This window comes from Streptomyces sp. SirexAA-E, from assembly GCF_000177195.2.
In the GTDB taxonomy this organism is placed as follows: domain Bacteria; phylum Actinomycetota; class Actinomycetes; order Streptomycetales; family Streptomycetaceae; genus Streptomyces; species Streptomyces flavovirens.
In genome coordinates this window covers 3812042-3827750 of the sequence record NC_015953.1, presented here as the reverse complement: position 1 = coordinate 3827750, position 15709 = coordinate 3812042, and the positions used below count along the sequence as shown (strand labels likewise).

Here is a 15709-nt window from a genome sequence, read left to right as displayed (position 1 = left end):
AGGCTGGCCGCATGGCACCGAACATCGCGACCAACACCACCGTCGAGCTCGCGGATCTGCTGGACTTCGTTCGTCCCCGGCACCGGGCGATCCTGCTGACCACCCGGTCCGACGGCCGGCCCCAGGGGTCCCCGCTGACCTGCGGCGTGGACGACGCGGGCCGGATCGTCGTCTCGACGTATCCCGAGCGCGCCAAGACCCGTAACGCCAAGCGGGACGAGCGGGTCAGCGTGATCGTCCTGTCGGACGAGTGGAACGGCCCCTGGGTCCAGATCGACGGCTCGGCCGAGGTGATCGACACCCCGGACTCGGTCGAGCCCCTCGTCGAGTACTTCCGCAACATCTCCGGAGAGCACCCGGACTGGGACGAGTACCGGGCGGCGATGGTGAAGCAGGGGAAGTCGATCATCAGGATCACCCCGGAGCGCTGGGGCCCGATCGCCACCGGCGGCTTCCCCGCGCGGCTGTCCGACGGTGGCTGACATGAGCGGGCCACCGCCGGAGACCGGGCTGCTCGACCGCGCCCGGCTGCTGACCGCGCCGGGCCTGGACGCGTCGGTGGTCCGCGCGCTGGAGCGGATCACCGGGCGCCCGGCGGAGCAGGCGCCCGGTGCGGTGCCCGAGGGGCCCGTCCTGTACGTCGGGGACACCCTGCCCGACGCGCTGCGGGACGGGCGGCTGGTGTGGTTCCACAGCGTCTACGCGGGCACGGACGCGCTCCTGGCCGCCGGTCCCTGGCCGGACGGGGCACTGCTGACCCGGACCGTGGGCCGCATGGGTGAGCGCATCGCCCAGTACGTGCTGGGCTGGATGCTCGCCGAGTGCCAGTCGGTCCCGGAGCACACCGCGCAGCACGCCCGTGGCGTCTGGCACCGCCTCCCGTCCTCGCTCGTGGCCGGGGACACGGCGGTCGTCCACGGCACCGGGCGCATCGGATCCGCGGTCGCCGCCCTGCTGCGGGCGTGCTCCGTGCGCACGGTGGGTGTGCGCCGCACTCCCGGCGGCCCGCTGCCCGGCTTCGACCGGGTGGTGGCGGTCGGCGGCGCCGAGGAGGCGGAGGAACTGGCCGCCGCACGCTGGGTGGTGTCCACGCTGCCGCTGACCGGGGCCACCGAGGGGTTCTTCGGCGGCCGGCGGTTCGCCGCGATGCGGGGTGCCTCGTTCGTCAACGTCGGCCGGGGCGCCTCGGTCGACCTGGACGCGCTGGAGGCCGCGCTGCGCGACGGCTCGGTTCGCCGGGCCGTCCTCGACGTGCTGCCCGACGAGCCTCCGGGCCCCGACGACCGCGTCTGGCGGCTCCCGCGCACGGTGGTCACCTCGCACTCCGCCGGACTCACGGCCGACGAGGACGTCGTCACCGACTTCGAGGCGTGCTGGGACGCGGTGGCGCAGGGCAGGACACCCGCGCTGGCGGTGGACACCGGGCGCGGTTACTGACGCCGGAGCTCCGGGGCCGTACGGTCCTCCGTACGGCCCTCACCGCGGTCCGCCTCCCGTGCGCACATCGCCTCGATCCCGGTGACGAGGATGTCGAGGGCGAGCAGGAAGTCGCGTTCCCGCATCTCCTCCACGGTGGTGCCGCCGCGGGCGTCCATGATGGCTTCCGACGGCTCGACGATCCGCTTGAGCTCGGGATCGGCCCGGACGGCGCCGATCGCCTGCTGGTAGAACTCGTCCTGGCTGAGCCCGGCGTCCTTGGAGCGCTGCACGATGTGCCCCTCCTGGGTGCCGAATCCGTAGACGAACTGGAAGACGGCGGACATCGCGCCCGTCTGGCTGCCGAGCGGCAGCCCGGTGGCCCGGACGACGTCCTGGACGGCGTACGAGAACAGCATCGCGTTCGGGCCGATGTTCAGATATTTCCCGATGAGCGCGGACGCCCAGACGTGGGCGACCAGCATCTTCCGGTAGCTGGTGGCCAGTTCGCGCAGCCTCTCCGGCCAGTCGGCGTCCTCGCGGGCCGGGCCGATCTCGCCGTAGACCGTGTCGAGGGCCAGTTCCAGCAGATCGTCCTTGGTGTCCACGTACCAGTAGAGGGACATCGCCGTGACGTCGAGCTCGGCGGCGAGGCGGCGCATGGAGAACTTGGTGAGGCCTTCGGCGTCCAGCAGCCGGACGGTGGCCGCGGTGATCCGCTCCCGGTCGAGGCCGGCCGGCTGGTCGGCCTTGCGGGTACGCGCCGGTGTCCGCCGGTCCAGCCACACGCTGACCCGGGCGGAACTCTTCGCTCGGTCTGCCGCGGATCCCATGGCGCGTTCTCCTGTCCTGCCGACGGTACGGACATGTGGGGCGTCCGTCTCCACCGAAGCCGTACGCCGCTCACTGCGTCACGGCGTACGGCACGGTGTCCGTCCGATGCTATGCCCGCTGCTCAGACGCCGGGTCCACCGGACTGGGGCCCGGTGGCGCGGCGGCCTGGAGGCGTCCGGCCCGGCGCAGCAGCACGGCGGTCAGCAGCCCGCCGGCCAGCACCGCCACCGCGCCCACCAGCTGACTGGCCGCCAGTCCGTCGGCGAAGGCGCCGGTGATCCGGTGCCGCTCCCCCTCTCCCCGCGCGGCGGCCAGCGCGGCGGGCAGCGAGGCCGCCCCGACGGAGGCCGGCACGAGGGCCGTGAAGCGCGAGGTGAGTACGGCGCCGAGCACGGCGACGCCGAGGCCGTTGCCGAACTCGGCGAGCGTGCCGTTGACCCCGGCCCCGACACCGGCCTTCTCCGGCGGGATGGCGCTCATGATCGCGTTGGCCATGGCGGGCATGGCGAGGGCGATGCCCGCCCCCATGACGACGAGGCCGCCCAGCATGCCGCCGTAGGCCTCGCGTCCGAGCAGGGCGACGGCCGCGAGACCGGCGGCCAGCAGACTCATACCGGTGGCGATGGTGGCGGGCGTGCCCATCTTCGGCACGAGACGGGCGCCGAGTCCGGCGAGGTTGAGCACGATCACGGTCAGCGCGAGCGGGGCGGTGCGCAGACCGGCCTCCAGCGGGCTGTACCCCAGGACGAACTGGAGGTGCTGGGTGAGCAGGAAGAGCGAGCCGCCCATGCCGAAGGCCACGAGGATCGAGCCGGCGACCGCGCCGACGAACCGCTGGTTCCGGAAGAAGTGCATGTCCAGCATCGGATGGGGGATGTGGAGCTCCCACAGGACGAAGCCGGTGAGGAAGGCGATCCCCGTGAAGGCGGTCAGCAGGACCTGCCCGGACGTCCAGCCGTGTTCGGGGCCGGAGATGATCGCGTAGACGACGGCGGCCATGCCGAGGGTGGAGAGCAGGGCACCCAGCAGGTCGGGACGGTCGCCGCGCGGGTTCTTCGACTCCGGGACGAGCCGGACGACGGCGACGAGGCCGACGACCGCGACCGGGATGTTGATCAGGAAGATCGCGCCCCACCAGAAGTGGTCGAGCATCACCCCGCCGAGCAGCGGGCCCGCGGCGAAGCCGAGCGAGCTGACCGTGGACCAGATGCCGATCGCCTTGACGCGTTCGGTGTCGTCGAAGATCTGCACCACCACGGCGAGGGTGGTCGTCAGCAGCAGCGCGCCGCCGATCCCCATGCCGGCCCGGGCGGCGATCAACTGGCCCGGGGACTGGGCGAGTCCGGCCACCAGCGAGCCGATGCCGAACAGCGTGAGGCCGATGACGAGCATCTTCTTGCGGCCGTAGCGGTCGGAGGCGCTGCCCGCGGTGAGCAGCAGACCGGACTGGACGAGGGAGTAGGCGTTGATCATCCACTGCACATCGGCGGTGGAGGCTCCCAACTCGGTGGTGAGGGAGGGGATCGCGACGTTGAGGACGGTGTTGTCCAGCAGCACGGTGAGCTGGGCGAGGCAGATGACGCCGAGGATCAGCCAGCGCTGCGGATGGCCGCCCAGGGGGGGCGGGGTCGTGCCGTTCGGCGGCGGTGGCTGTCATACGGGCTCCTGTCTCCGAGCTCTTCTACGGCGTACGGGACGTTTTCTCGTACACCGTAGAACAGGCTTGTACGCCGTACAACTCGTTTAGGGGCGCGGCGGACGCGGGTAGCTCTCCCGGCGCGCCGGGAGCTGTCGGGAAAGCGGTGGAGAGGTGGTTCGGGGTGTCTCTGCGTCGCCGTACGGCGGGCCTGTCGATCGCCGCGGGCCTCTTGGCGACGGCGTTCGCGCCGCCCGCGGGGGCCGCGGAGCGAGGGCACGTGGTGCCCCTGCGCGTCGCGACATACAACATCCACGCGGGCGCGGGCATGGACGGGGTCTTCGACCTGGACCGGCAGGCGGCACAACTGAGAGCCCTGGGCGCGGATGTGATCGGCCTCCAGGAGGTCGACGCACACTGGGGCGCGCGCAGCGAGTGGCGCGATCTGGCGTCCGAGCTGGCCGAGCGGCTGCACATGAACGTGTCGTTCGCGCCGGTCTACAGCCTCGACCCGGTGGCGGTGGGTGAGCCCCGGCGGGAGTTCGGGGTGGCGGTGCTGTCCCGGTACCGGATCCTGGACGCCGAGAACCACGAGATCACCCGCCTGTCGACCCAGGACCCCGATCCGGTCCCGGCGCCCGCCCCGGGCTTCGGAGAGGTACTGCTCCGGGTGCGGGGGCTGCCGGTGCGTGTGTACGTGACGCACCTGGACTACCGACCCGACCCGTCCGTGCGGACCGTTCAGGTCGCCGAGACCCGGCGGATCATGGCGCGGGACCGGGGGCACAGGATCCTGCTGGGTGACTTCAACGCGACCCCGGACGCGCCTGAGCTCGCCCCGCTCTGGAAGGAGCTCACGGACGCCGATCCGGGGGCGCCGACGTTCCCGGCCGCGGACCCGGTGAACCGGATCGACTTCGTCGCGGTGTCCAAGGCGGGGAGGACGGGGGCCGGTCAGGTGCGGGTACGCGAAGCGGCGGTGGCCGAGACCCTCGCCTCGGACCACCGCCCGCTCGTCGCCGATCTGGAGCTGCGGCGTTAGGCCGCTCCCTTCCTAGGAAGTGCTCCCGCTCACCGGCTGGGTGAGGTCGTAGAAGGTCGCGCTCTGGACGGTGACCTCCTTGAAGTTCTCCTCCACCCAGGCCGAGATCTGGGACGAGGTGCCTTCGGAACCCGCCCCGCCGCCGCCCATGCCTCCGGACACGAAGTAGTGGATCTCTCCGTCGTCCACGTACTGCTTGAACTGGGCGAGCGTGGGTGACGGGTCGCTGCCGTTGAAGCCGCCGATCGCCATCACGGGGTCGCCGGTGGCGAGCTGGTAGCTCGCGGCGTTCTGGGATCCCACGGCCGCGGCGACCCAGGTGTAGGCGTCGGCGTTCTGGCCGAGCAGCGTCGTGGCCTCGGTGTCGACGGTCGAGCCGCCCAGCAGTCCGCCCATGCCACCGCCGCCCCCGCCCGGGCCGCCCTCGCCCATGCCGCCTCCGGGCATGCCGCCGGCCTGCGCACCGTTCCCGGGCGCCTGGCCCTGGTTCTGGCCCTGGTTCCGGCCCGGGGTGCCGCCGGGCGCGGTGCCCTGGGCGTTGCCCGGTGCCTGGCCGCCGCCCTGCTGGGTGCCCTGACCGGGAGGCTGCCCGCCGCCGGGCCCGCCTTCGCCCGGGCCGCCGCCCCGGCCGCCGCCCGGTCCGCCCATGCTCGCGCCGGACGGCCCGGCGGTGACGATCGATCCCTGGTGCCCGGTGTTCAGCGTGCTGACGGTGTACGCCGTCGGCCCGGCCAGCGACGCGGCCAGCCCCAGCCCGACCGCGCCCAGTGCCAGGGTCCTGCCCAGCCGTGCGGCCAGCAGCAGCCCCACCGCTGCCACCGATCCGCCGATCAGCACGGCCCAGCGCAGCCAGGGGAGGTAGTCGGGGGTGCGCCCCAGCAGGACGTACGACCACACGGCGGTCACCGCGACGGCCGTCCCGAGCGTGGCCCCCGCCCACCAGCGGGACCGCTCCTCCCACAGGACCGTGGCGCCCATGCCGGTCAGCGCCGCGAGGTAGGGCGCCAGGGCCACCGTGTAGTACTGGTGGAAGATCCCGGCCATGAAGCTGAAGACGAGGGCCGTCATCAGCAGCGAGCCGCCCCAGGCGAGGAACGCCGCACGCGCGGTGTCGGTCCGCTTCGTCCGCCGGGTCAGCCAGAGACCGGCGACGAGCAGCAGCAGCGCGGCGGGCAGCAGCCAGGAGATCTGGCCGCCGATCTCGGAGTTGAACATCCGGCCGAGGCCGGTCTCCCCCCAGCCGCCGCCCTGGCCGCCACCGCCGCCCCCGCCGACGCTGCCGGTCTCCTCGCCGTTGATCCGGCCGAGCCCGTTGTAGCCGAAGGTGAGTTCCAGGAAGGAGTTGTTCTGCGATCCGCCGATGTACGGACGCGAGGACGCGGGCCACAGCTCCACGAGCGCCACCCACCAGCCGCCGGCGACGACCATCGCGAGGGCGGACACACCGAGCTGCCCGAACCGCTTCCGTACGGACACCGGGGCGCACACCGCGTACAGCACCGCCAGCGGCGGCAGGATCAGGAACGCCTGCAGGGTCTTGGACAGGAACGCGAGCCCCACCGCGACCCCCGCCCACACCAGCCACTTCGTCCGGCCGCCTTCCAGGGCGCGCAGCACGCAGTAGACGGTCACGGTCATCAGCAGGGCGAGCAGGGCGTCCGGGTTGTTGAAGCGGAACATCAGCGCGGCCACCGGCGTCAGCGCGAAGACCGCCATGGTGATCAGCCCGGCACCCGCGCTGAAGCGGCGGCGCACGGCGGCGTACAGGACACCGGCCGTCGCGACGCCCATCAGGACCTGCGGGGCCAGGATCGCCCAGGAGCTCAGCCCGAAGACGCGCACCGAGAGGGCCATCGGCCAGAGCGTGGCCGGGGGCTTGTCGACGGTGATGGCGTTGGCGGCGTCCAGCGAACCGAAGAAGAAGGCCTTCCAGCTCTGGCTTCCGGCCTGGACGGCCGCGGAGTAGAAGGAGTTGGCGTAGCCGGAGGCGCCGAGGTTCCACAGGTAGGCGAGCGTGACGGCCAGGAGCAGGCCGAGGAAGGCGGGCCGTGCCCAGCGCGGGTCCTCGGGCCTGCCCCGCCACACGCGCTGCGGCAGTGAGGGGGCCGGGCGGCCGTGGCCGGATGTGCGGTGCGGTACCGCGAGGCGGTCGGGATGGGTGGCGGTCATCGCGCGTCCCTCGGTGCGTGGGCGGCCCCCGGCCGGGCGCCGGGGTGGTCGGTGCGCCGGTCGGGGAAGACCCAGGCGCGGAAGAGCAGGAACCGCAGCACCGTCGCCGCGAGGTTGGCGGCGATCAGCACGGCGAGTTCCGTGCCGTGCGACGGCGACCCGGAGGCCGTGTCCAGGGCCGCGAGCGAACCGCTGGTCAGCGCGAGGCCGATGGCGAAGACGACCAGCCCCTGCGCCTGGTGCCGTACGGACCCGCCCCGCCCGCGTACGCCGAAGGTGAGCCTTCGGTTGGCCGCCGTGTTGGCGACGGCGGAGACCAGGAGGGCCGCGCCGTTGGCGATCTGCGGGCCGGCGCCCAGCCGGAAGAGGGAGTACAGGGCGAGGTAGACGAGCGTGGAGAGCGCACCGACCACACAGAAGCCGACCAGTTGCCGGGCGAGGCCGCCGGGCACCCCCGGTACGCCGCGGTCGCGCGGGTCGTCGCCGAAGGGCCGCGCCAGGCGGTCCAGCGGCAGCGCCCCGGTGGCCAGCGCGCGGCCGACCCGCCAGACGCCCTTGAGGTCGTCCGTGGCGGTCCGCACGATGTGCACGGTGGAGTCCGGGTCGTCGACCCAGTCGACCGGCACCTCGTGGATGCGCAGCCCGGCCCGCTCCGCGAGCACCAGCATCTCCGTGTCGAAGAACCAGCCGGTGTCCTCGACCATCGGCAGCAGCCGCTCGGCGACCTCCCGCCGTATCGCCTTGAACCCGCACTGGGCGTCGCTGAACCGGGCGGACAGCGAGGAACGCAGGATGAGGTTGTAGGACCGCGAGATGAACTCCCGCTTCGATCCCCGCACCACCCGCGAACTCCGGCTCAGCCGTGAGCCGATGGCGAGGTCCGAGTGGCCGGAGATGAGCGGCGCGACCAGCGGCAGCAGCGCGTTGAGGTCGGTCGAGAGGTCGACGTCCATGTAGGCGAGGACCGGGGAGTCGGAGTGGGACCAGACGGTGCGCAGTGCCCGTCCCCGGCCCTTCTCCTCCAGCCGGTACGACCGCACCTGGGGGATCACCGCGGCGAGCCGGTCCGCCACCTGGGGCGTGCGGTCGGTGCTCGCGTTGTCCGCGACGGTGATGCGGAAGGGGTAGGGGAAGGTCCGGGTCAGGTGGTCGTGCAGGCGGAGCACACAGGGTTCGAGGTCCTTCTCCTCGTTGTAGACGGGAACCACTACGTCGAGTACGGGAGCACCGGCCGCATCGACCGCCGCGGCCAGGAGGTGCTCCCGGGCCGGCAGAGTGCTCCAAGGGGTGTCGGTTTGCATGACATCGACACTCGCCAACCCCGCTGTCACACCCGTGTGCTGTGCCTGTGGCCGCCCTGTGAGTGCGCCACGGCGCCCTCCGGGCCGCTCACCGGGGCTCCGGCGGCCCGGTCCTCGTACACCGCGTCCGCCGGCAGCCGGACCGCGAACGCCGTGTCCCCGGGCACCGAGCGCACCTCCACCCGGCCACCGTGCGCGGCCACGACGGCCTGCACGATGGCGAGGCCCAGCCCCGTCGACCCGGCCTGCCGGGACCGTGAGGCGTCACCTCGGGCGAACCGCTCGAAGACGTGCGGCAGCAGCCCGTCGGGGATGCCGGGCCCGTCGTCCCGGACCTCCAGGGTCACCCAGGGCAGGTCGCCGCGCGCCGGGCACACCCGGACCGTGACGGTCGTCCCGGGCGGTGTGTGGGTGCGGGCGTTCGCCAGCAGGTTGACCAGGACCTGCTGGATCCGGGCAGGGTCGGCGTGCACGGTCGCGGGCACCTCGGGCAGCTCCAGCCGCCAGTGGTGGGACGGCCCCGCCCCGTGTCCGTGCGCGGCCCGGTCGGCCGCGCGGGCGTCGCTCACCGCGTCGACGACGAGCGGTGAGAGATCGGTGCTCTCGTAGGAGAGCGGCCGTCCGGCGTCGAGTCTGGCCAGGAGCAGCAGGTCCTCGACCATGCCGGTCATCCGCTCGGCCTCGGACTCGATCCGTCCCAGCGCGTGCCGGGTGTCCGGCCCGGCCTGCTCCCGTCCGCGCCGGGTCAGCTCGGCGTACCCGCGGATCGAGGCGAGCGGGGTCCGCAGTTCGTGGCTGGCGTCGGCGACGAACTGCCGAACCCGCGTCTCGCTCCGCTGCCGGGCGTCCAGGGCCGAACCGACGTGGCCCAGCATCCGGTTGAGGGCCGCGCCGACCTGGCCGACCTCCGTACGCGGGTCGGCCTCGGCGTCGGGGACGCGTTCCAGCAGGGCGACCTCGCCGCTGTGCAGGGGGAGTTCGGAGACCCGGGTCGCGGTGGCGACCACCCGGCGCAGCGGGCGCAGGGCGACACCGACCATCGCGGTGCCCGCGATCCCGGCGGCGACGAGACCGGCACCGGTGACACAGACCTCGACCAGGATCAGGGTGGTGATCGCCTTGTTGACCTCGGCGGTGGGGACGCCGACGAGGACGGTCGTACCGCTGCCCGAAGGGACGGCCTCCACCCGGTAACCGCCGAGGCCGGGAAGCTCCACGTCGTGCGCCTCGCCGTCCGGGGTGACGGCGGCCGCCTCCAGGGCGCTCGTCTGGGCGCCGGTCAGCGGCTCGGTCCTGTCCTGGGCCGGCAGGCTGCCCCGCTTGGTCACCTTCGACTCGATGACGGAGCCGTCCACGTACACGGCTCCGAACGTCTTGAACGGCTGTCCGCTGCCCGCACCGATGAGGTCCAGCGGGTCGGCGCCGCCACCGGGGGCGGGCTTGCCTCCGCCGTCACCCGGGGGACGCGGCTGGGCGCGTGCGGCGATGTCGTGCAGCTGGCTGTCCAGCTTGCCGTACATGTAGCTCTGGAAGGCGATCGTGGTGACCGAGCCGATCACGGCCGCGACGACCGCGATGAGCGTCACCGCGTACACCACGAGCCGGGTCCGCAGCGTCCACGGCCTCCCGGTGCGCGCGCGTGCTGAGGCCATCGGGTCACTCACCGGGCTTGATCAGGTATCCCGCCCCGCGCCGGGTGTGGATCATGGGGCTGCGCCCCGCGTCGATCTTCTTGCGCAGGTACGAGATGTACAGCTCGACGACGTTCGCCTGGCCGCCGAAGTCGTAGTTCCAGACGCGGTCCAGGATCTGCGCCTTGCTGAGCACCCGGCGCGGGTTGCGCATCAGGAAACGCAGCAGCTCGAACTCGGTCGCCGTGAGGTGGATGGAGTCGTCCCCCCGGCTCACCTCGTGGCTGTCCTCGTCCAGGACCAGGTCGCCGACGACGAGCGTCGACTCGCTGCGCGCGACGGCCGTGCCCGAGCGCCGGATCAGCCCGCGCAGCCGGGCCACCACCTCCTCCAGGCTGAAGGGCTTGGTGACGTAGTCGTCGCCGCCCGCCGTGAGCCCGGCGATGCGGTCCTCCACCGCGTCCCGCGCGGTCAGGAACAGTACCGGCACGTCCGGGGCCTCCCGGCGCAGTCGGCCCAGCACCGTGAGCCCGTCCATGTCGGGCAGCATCACGTCCAGGATCACCGCGTCGGGCCGGAAGTCCCGCGCCGCCCGCAGTGCCTCGGCACCGTCCCCGGCGCTGCGCACCTCCCAGCCCTCGTAGCGCAGGGCCATGGAGAGCAGTTCGGCGAGCGGGGCCTCGTCGTCCACGATCAGGACGCGCACGGGGTGGCGGTCCGGCCTGAGCAGTTCGGTGCGCCCCTGGGGCGAGGTCGTCGTCGTCATGCCTCAAGGCTGTGAGACGGCCGTGAGAGAGACCTTGCGCCCACCTGTGAATTTCCTGAGAAACGGGCCCACCGGCCGGCGGTCAGCCGAACAGCGCCCTCGCGTTCTTGTGGCACACGGCCCGCAACCAGTCGTCGCCGAGCCCCAGCCGCTCCAGGGCGTGCAGCTGATGGGCGTAGGGATACGGGATGTTCGGGAAGTCCGTGCCGAGCAGGATCCGGTCCCCGAGGTCCGCCAGCCGGCCGCGCTCGGTGACCGGGAACGGCGTGAACTCCTCGGTGAAGTCGGTGAACGCCATCGTCGTGTCGAGCCGCACCTCGGGGTACGCCGACGCCAGCGCCAGGAACTCCGCGTACTCCGGCATCCCCATGTGCGCCACCACCAGCCGCAGCCGCGGGTGGCGGGACAGCAGCCGGCCGACCGGTTCGGGCCCGGTGTACTTCCCCGGCGCTGGACCGGAACCGCAGTGCATGACCACCGGGACACCGGCCTCGGAGAGCAGCCCCCACACGGGCTCCAACAGCGGGTCGTTCGCGTCGTACGCCCCGACCTGGAGGTGCGACTTGAAGACCCGCGCCCCGCCCTCGACCGCCTGACGCACATAGCGCTCGACGCCCTCCTCCGGGAAGAAGGTCGCGGTGTGCAGGCAGTCCGGCACCCGCGCGGCGAACCCGGCCGCCCACTCGTTCAGCCAGGCGGCCATCCCCGCCTTGTGGGGGTAGAGCATGGCGGTGAACCGCAGCACCCCGAAGGAACGCAGCAGGGCGAGGCGTTCGTCCTCGTCGTGCCGGTAGGTGATCGGCCACTCCATGCCGGTCAGCGGCCCCGCCGAGTCGAAGTACGCCCAGACCTTGCGGAGCACCCGCTCCGGCATGAAGTGCGTGTGGACGTCGATGATCCCGGGCAGCCCGAGCCGCTCCCAGAACCGCACGACGTCGTCGCGGTCCCCGTCCCTGTGCCTGTTCGCGTCCCCGTCCCCGTCCCGATTCCTGTCCCTGTCCATCCGCCGCACCCTCCGCTCTCCCTTTGCCGGCCCGCGACGAGGCTTCTTCTCGACGGCCCGCCACGAGGCTTCGCCTGGCCTGCCCGCGACGATCTCAGAACAGTCCGTCCTGCACCCCACCGGCCCCCACGGCGACGAGCGGCACGCTCACCCCCGCACGCGCGTCGGCAGCGGCCAGCTGCCAGCCGGTGATCAGCCGGGTGTCCAGGACGACCGTGCCGTCGGCCGGGGTCTGCAGATACAGGTCGGGCCCGGCCCCCGCGACCAGGCGCCCGGCCACGACGCCGCCGTCCACCAGTCCGCTCACGGCCCGCACCGGCGCCCCCGCGCTTGTGAGGGCGAAGATCCCCGCGTGGTCGACGGCCTCGAACGGCAGCCGCTCCAGGGCCTTCGGCCACCCGGCCCCCTCCAGCGCCACGGCCCGCCGGTAGAGCCCCTCGACCTCGGCGGACCGCTCCTCCGTCCCCGGCAGCCCGCCCCGCACCGCCCGCTTGCGCGCGTACGGGATCCGGTCGGGCACCCCGAGGGCGGCGCGCAGCAGCTCCTCCGTACGCCGTGCGGCCATCAGCGGCCCGCGCCCCAGCCAGCTGAACACCACCGCCCCCTGTTCCCGCAACCGCGCCCCGCCCCGGGCCTCCCCGGTGATCCCGACCTTCACCGTCCCGGGCCCGAACCAGGCGAGATAGACGCGGTACGGGCGCGGGTCGTCGGCGAGCGTGTCGGCGGCCACCGAGTGCGCCCGGTCCAGCCGCGCACACTCCGGGCACCGCGCCCCCGTACTCCGGACCGGCACCACGGCCACCAGGGGGCACGGATTACCCCGGGCCCCCACACAGTGCCGCTCCCCCTCGGCACGGAACCCGAGCTCCCGCCCGTACGCCAGGGCGCTCACCCGCCGGACGTCACCGCCGCGCCACCCCAGCACGGGCCCGTCAGCAGGCCCCTCACCGGGCCAGCTCAACCCGGTGCAGTGCCAGCTCATGCGTCCAACTCCCCGCTCCACGTCACCGCACCGAACGACCGAACGACCGACCGACCGGGCCGCCGACGCCCGCCGTGTCGCCCGACAGGCATCTGAAAAGGGTAGGGGAAATCACGGTCGGACACTCTCCCAAAGGCGACCGTGGACACCCCCCGGGGAACAGTTCTCGACCGCGCCGCCGCAATCCGTTTCATGGACGGAGTCGCGATGAACGGGGCTCACCCCAAATGCGTTTCCGCATGGATCGAACCCGAAGCCGACACCCATATGAAAAGCGAGCTTCCGAAGGCCGTGGGCACCCCGCGGCAGATCGGGACTCGTCGGCGCTCCGCCCACACCCCCACCGGAGACCTGCATCCTGGGCCCGATGAAGCGGTACGACTTCACGCTGCTGCCCACGGGCGGCAAGCCCGGCTCGGCCGGGGAAGCCGAGCCCGGCCTGCCCGGCGACGATGACGACAAGCGGCCGGGCGCGGCGAAGCCCGGCTCGGGCACGGGCCACTCGGCGCAGGGCGGCGGGAGACCGGCCGGCCACCCGGCCGTCTTCACTCCGTTTTCACTCTGTGTGCTTTCAGCGACCGTCGGCACGCGCCGTAGGTCCGCTATGCGCACTTTTCTCCGCCTTCCCGTAACAGGGCGTCAACTCACGTGTCACAGGGCCGTCTTCATGCGAGGTCGACCGCAACGCCTCACCCGCAGGTAGGTGTCCTATGAAACAACAGCGCCCGCTCAGCCGGAGCGAGCGCGAGGACACCGCTCTCAGGAGTACCGATGCGCGTCAAGAAGATGTCCGCCCTCGCCCTCGCCGTCGCCGCCGCCGGTCTCTCGCTGACCGCGTGCGGCGGCGACGGATCGGACGCCGCCGCCGACACCAGCGGGTCCGCCACCGCGAGCAGCTCCACCGGCGGCCAGGACTCGACCGCGGATTCCGGTTCCTCCTCCGCGTCCTCCACCGGATCCGGCAAGGGTTCCTCCACCACCTCCGGCAAGGGCAGCGAACTCGCCGCCAACAGCGGGTCCACGACATCGGGCGCCCTGTGCAAGACCGACGATCTCACCCTCAGCGTCTCCCCCACGGGAGTCGAGGACCCCGACGAGAAGCAGATCGTCGTCAACCTGAAGAACGACGGCTCCGGCACGTGCAGCATGCGCGGCTTCCCGGGCGTGCAGCTCGTGGGCCCCGACGGCCTGGGCGACACCGGCCCCGACGCGGCCCGCACCGACACCTCGGGGGACGCCGTCACCATCGCCTCCGGCGAGGAGACCCGCTTCCTGCTGCACTACATCCCGGACACCAGCGGCTCCGGCAAGACCTACACCCGGCTCTCGGTCACCCCGCCCGACGAGAAGATCTCCGCGATCGTGAACCTCGGTGACCTGGCCATCACCGTCGCCGCCCCCAGCACGACCTCCCCGGACGTCTTCGTGGACCCCATCGGCTACCACGTCGGCTCCGGCAAGTGAGCTGAACGCAGCCCTTCACCCGATCCGCCCGGCCTCACCCGATCCGCCCGGCCTCACCCGATCCGCCCGGCCCGCCCGGCCCGCCCGCTCCGTCCGACCCCGGACGAGCCGGTCGGGGCCGCGGGGCCTGGGCACGCCCCGAGTCCGGACATACGCCAGAGGCCCCCGGGATTTCTCCTGGGGGCCTCTGGCCTGCTGTGCACTCGGCAGGATTCGAACCTGCAACCTTCTGATCCGTAGTCAGATGCTCTATCCGTTAAGCTACGAGTGCTTGTCGTCGGTCTTACCCGGCGGCTTCGCTCCCCGGGCTTTTCTGCCTGGTCGGCGTTGCGGGAACAACATTACATGACCTGCGCCGTGACGCGAAATCCATTAGTCATACAGCCCCTGACCTGCGGTTATGCCCGTCAGTGACGACCTCGGGGCCCGATCGGGACACCAGGGACGGCCCGGTCACGACCGAAGCCCCGTGCCAGGGGCACGGGGCTTCGGGATCTTGCGGAGGCGGAGGGATTTGAACCCTCGATGGGCTTTAAGACCCAAACCGCATTAGCAGTGCGGCGCCATAGACCGGACTAGGCGACGCCTCCAGCACACCTCGCGCGAACGCGAGTGGTGCGTGCAGATGATGACACAGTCGAGCGTGCTGTCACCAATCGCGGCTCACGGTACTAGGCAGGTGGGCGGCTAGGCAAAGCGCCCTGCGGGCGGGTCACCGGCGGGCGCGTCCCCGTTCGGCCCCCATGAGTTGCGCAACGTGCGGGCGTCCGGAGCGTTAGAGAAGGCGAGGGCTCCGCCCTCTGTCCGCCACCGCCCACCCGCCCCGCGCGCGTACGCCCACATGGCGCACGCCGGAGCGGTACCGGCGCGCCGACGGCGCGCCAGAACACACAGGAGCTCCCCTCATGCTGCGCCGCCTCACCCTCACCGCCGTGGCCTCTCTCGCCGCGCTGTCCGCCGCCGCGCCCGCCGCCACCGCCGTCACGCCCCTGCTGCCGCTGCCTCCGCTCCCGGTGCTCCAGCACGACCGGCTGCTCTCCCCGGCCGAGCCCGCCGACGGGACCCGGCTCACCGTCACCGTCTCGGACTCCGGCAATCCCACGGCCGACGGCACCTTCGAGCTGGAGTGCGGCCCTGCGGGCGGCAGCCACCCCCAGGCCCAGCGGGCGTGCGACCTGCTGGACGAGGCGGAGCAGTCGGGCAAGAACCCCTTCGTACCGACGGACCGGAACGCCATGTGCACCATGCAGGCAGGCGGGCCCGCCGCCGCCCGGGTCGAAGGCACCTGGCAAGGGCAGCCGATCGACGCCCGGTTCAGCCGCGCCAACGGCTGCGAGATCTCCCGCTGGAACAACCTCGTGCCCGTGCTCCCCACCGCGCGGTAGCCGGCGCGGTAACCGCCGTACCCGCCCCTCGGGTGATCGCCCGAGGGGCATCTACGCATGTCACAGGGAGCGCGCGGCCT

The 15709-nt window shown here is 72.6% G+C and carries 12 protein-coding genes, 2 tRNA genes and 1 pseudogene; 5 read left to right on the top strand and 10 right to left on the bottom strand.

The features are described 5' to 3' along the window. The first annotated feature begins 11 nt into the window (after positions 1–11). Positions 12–482, top strand: a complete 471-nt coding sequence (locus SACTE_RS17010; protein ID WP_014047264.1) for a PPOX class F420-dependent oxidoreductase — start codon at positions 12–14, stop codon at positions 480–482. A 1-nt stretch (position 483) separates the two neighbouring features. Further along, positions 484–1437 (top strand): NAD(P)-dependent oxidoreductase, encoded by a 954-nt coding sequence (locus SACTE_RS17005; protein WP_014047263.1) that lies wholly within the window; start codon positions 484–486, stop codon positions 1435–1437. Here the strand turns inward: SACTE_RS17005 and SACTE_RS17000 are convergent. Together SACTE_RS17000 and SACTE_RS16995 are read right to left on the bottom strand one after the other, a co-directional pair. Further along, complete coding sequence (locus tag SACTE_RS17000; RefSeq protein ID WP_014047262.1) at positions 1431–2249, bottom strand: TetR/AcrR family transcriptional regulator; 819 nt, start codon at positions 2247–2249, stop codon at positions 1431–1433. The two genes, SACTE_RS17005 and SACTE_RS17000, sit on opposite strands and share 7 nt — an antisense overlap. A 109-nt stretch (positions 2250–2358) precedes the next feature. After that, positions 2359–3907: pseudogene (locus SACTE_RS16995) on the bottom strand (MFS transporter). Positions 3908–4070: 163 nt separating this feature from the next. On the opposite strand from SACTE_RS16995, the gene SACTE_RS16990 reads away from it, so the two are divergent. Then, entirely contained in the window at positions 4071–4928 is an 858-nt protein-coding gene (locus tag SACTE_RS16990) for an endonuclease/exonuclease/phosphatase family protein (protein ID WP_026358955.1), read from the top strand. A gap of 12 nt (positions 4929–4940) precedes the next feature. On the opposite strand, the gene SACTE_RS16985 is transcribed toward SACTE_RS16990, so the two are convergent. The 6 genes from SACTE_RS16985 to SACTE_RS16960 all read right to left on the bottom strand — a co-directional run bounded on the left by SACTE_RS16985 (position 4941) and on the right by SACTE_RS16960 (position 12780). Continuing rightward, positions 4941–7097 (bottom strand): glycosyltransferase family 39 protein, encoded by a 2157-nt coding sequence (locus SACTE_RS16985; protein WP_014047260.1) that lies wholly within the window; start codon positions 7095–7097, stop codon positions 4941–4943. After that, positions 7094–8398, bottom strand: a complete 1305-nt coding sequence (locus tag SACTE_RS16980) for a bifunctional glycosyltransferase family 2/GtrA family protein (protein ID WP_014047259.1) — start codon at positions 8396–8398, stop codon at positions 7094–7096. Before SACTE_RS16980 ends, SACTE_RS16985 begins: the two co-directional genes overlap by 4 nt. Positions 8399–8424: 26 nt before the next feature. Then, positions 8425–10050 carry a HAMP domain-containing sensor histidine kinase gene (locus SACTE_RS16975; protein WP_014047258.1) on the bottom strand — a complete coding sequence of 542 codons (1626 nt, stop codon included), beginning with the start codon at positions 10048–10050 and terminating at the stop codon, positions 8425–8427. A gap of 4 nt (positions 10051–10054) precedes the next feature. Beyond that, positions 10055–10795, bottom strand: a complete 741-nt coding sequence (locus tag SACTE_RS16970) for a response regulator transcription factor (protein WP_014047257.1) — start codon at positions 10793–10795, stop codon at positions 10055–10057. 82 nt (positions 10796–10877) lie between these two features. Next, positions 10878–11798, bottom strand: a complete 921-nt coding sequence (locus tag SACTE_RS16965; RefSeq protein ID WP_014047256.1) for an amidohydrolase family protein — start codon at positions 11796–11798, stop codon at positions 10878–10880. A 94-nt stretch (positions 11799–11892) separates the two neighbouring features. Beyond that, positions 11893–12780, bottom strand: a complete 888-nt coding sequence (locus tag SACTE_RS16960; RefSeq protein ID WP_014047255.1) for a DUF2797 domain-containing protein — start codon at positions 12778–12780, stop codon at positions 11893–11895. 771 nt (positions 12781–13551) lie between these two features. On the opposite strand from SACTE_RS16960, the gene SACTE_RS16955 reads away from it, so the two are divergent. After that, positions 13552–14244 (top strand): DUF4232 domain-containing protein, encoded by a 693-nt coding sequence (locus SACTE_RS16955; RefSeq protein WP_014047254.1) that lies wholly within the window; start codon positions 13552–13554, stop codon positions 14242–14244. A 198-nt stretch (positions 14245–14442) separates the two neighbouring features. Here SACTE_RS16955 and SACTE_RS16950 read toward each other — a convergent pair. After that, positions 14443–14515, bottom strand: a tRNA-Arg gene (locus SACTE_RS16950). A 228-nt stretch (positions 14516–14743) separates the two neighbouring features. After that, a tRNA-Ser gene (locus SACTE_RS16945) sits at positions 14744–14834 on the bottom strand. 315 nt (positions 14835–15149) lie between these two features. On the opposite strand from SACTE_RS16945, the gene SACTE_RS16940 reads away from it, so the two are divergent. Then, on the top strand, positions 15150–15629 hold the full coding sequence (locus tag SACTE_RS16940) for an SSI family serine proteinase inhibitor (protein ID WP_014047253.1): 480 nt from the start codon (positions 15150–15152) through the stop codon (positions 15627–15629). Positions 15630–15709 lie beyond the last annotated feature (80 nt).

Bases quoted from the DNA above. Each gene is read 5' to 3' on its own strand.
- SACTE_RS17005 (WP_014047263.1), top strand. From the start codon at position 484: ATGAGCGGGCCACCGCCGGAGACCGGGCTGCTCGACCGCGCCCGGCTG.
- SACTE_RS16985 (WP_014047260.1), bottom strand. From the start codon at position 7,097: ATGACCGCCACCCATCCCGACCGCCTCGCGGTACCGCACCGCACATCC.
- SACTE_RS17000 (WP_014047262.1), bottom strand. From the start codon at position 2,249: ATGGGATCCGCGGCAGACCGAGCGAAGAGTTCCGCCCGGGTCAGCGTG.
- SACTE_RS16960 (WP_014047255.1), bottom strand. From the start codon at position 12,780: ATGAGCTGGCACTGCACCGGGTTGAGCTGGCCCGGTGAGGGGCCTGCT.
- SACTE_RS16970 (WP_014047257.1), bottom strand. From the start codon at position 10,795: ATGACGACGACGACCTCGCCCCAGGGGCGCACCGAACTGCTCAGGCCG.
- SACTE_RS16955 (WP_014047254.1), top strand. From the start codon at position 13,552: ATGCGCGTCAAGAAGATGTCCGCCCTCGCCCTCGCCGTCGCCGCCGCC.
- SACTE_RS16980 (WP_014047259.1), bottom strand. From the start codon at position 8,398: ATGCAAACCGACACCCCTTGGAGCACTCTGCCGGCCCGGGAGCACCTC.
- SACTE_RS16940 (WP_014047253.1), top strand. From the start codon at position 15,150: ATGCTGCGCCGCCTCACCCTCACCGCCGTGGCCTCTCTCGCCGCGCTG.
- SACTE_RS16965 (WP_014047256.1), bottom strand. From the start codon at position 11,798: ATGGACAGGGACAGGAATCGGGACGGGGACGGGGACGCGAACAGGCAC.
- SACTE_RS16975 (WP_014047258.1), bottom strand. From the start codon at position 10,050: ATGGCCTCAGCACGCGCGCGCACCGGGAGGCCGTGGACGCTGCGGACC.
- SACTE_RS17010 (WP_014047264.1), top strand. From the start codon at position 12: ATGGCACCGAACATCGCGACCAACACCACCGTCGAGCTCGCGGATCTG.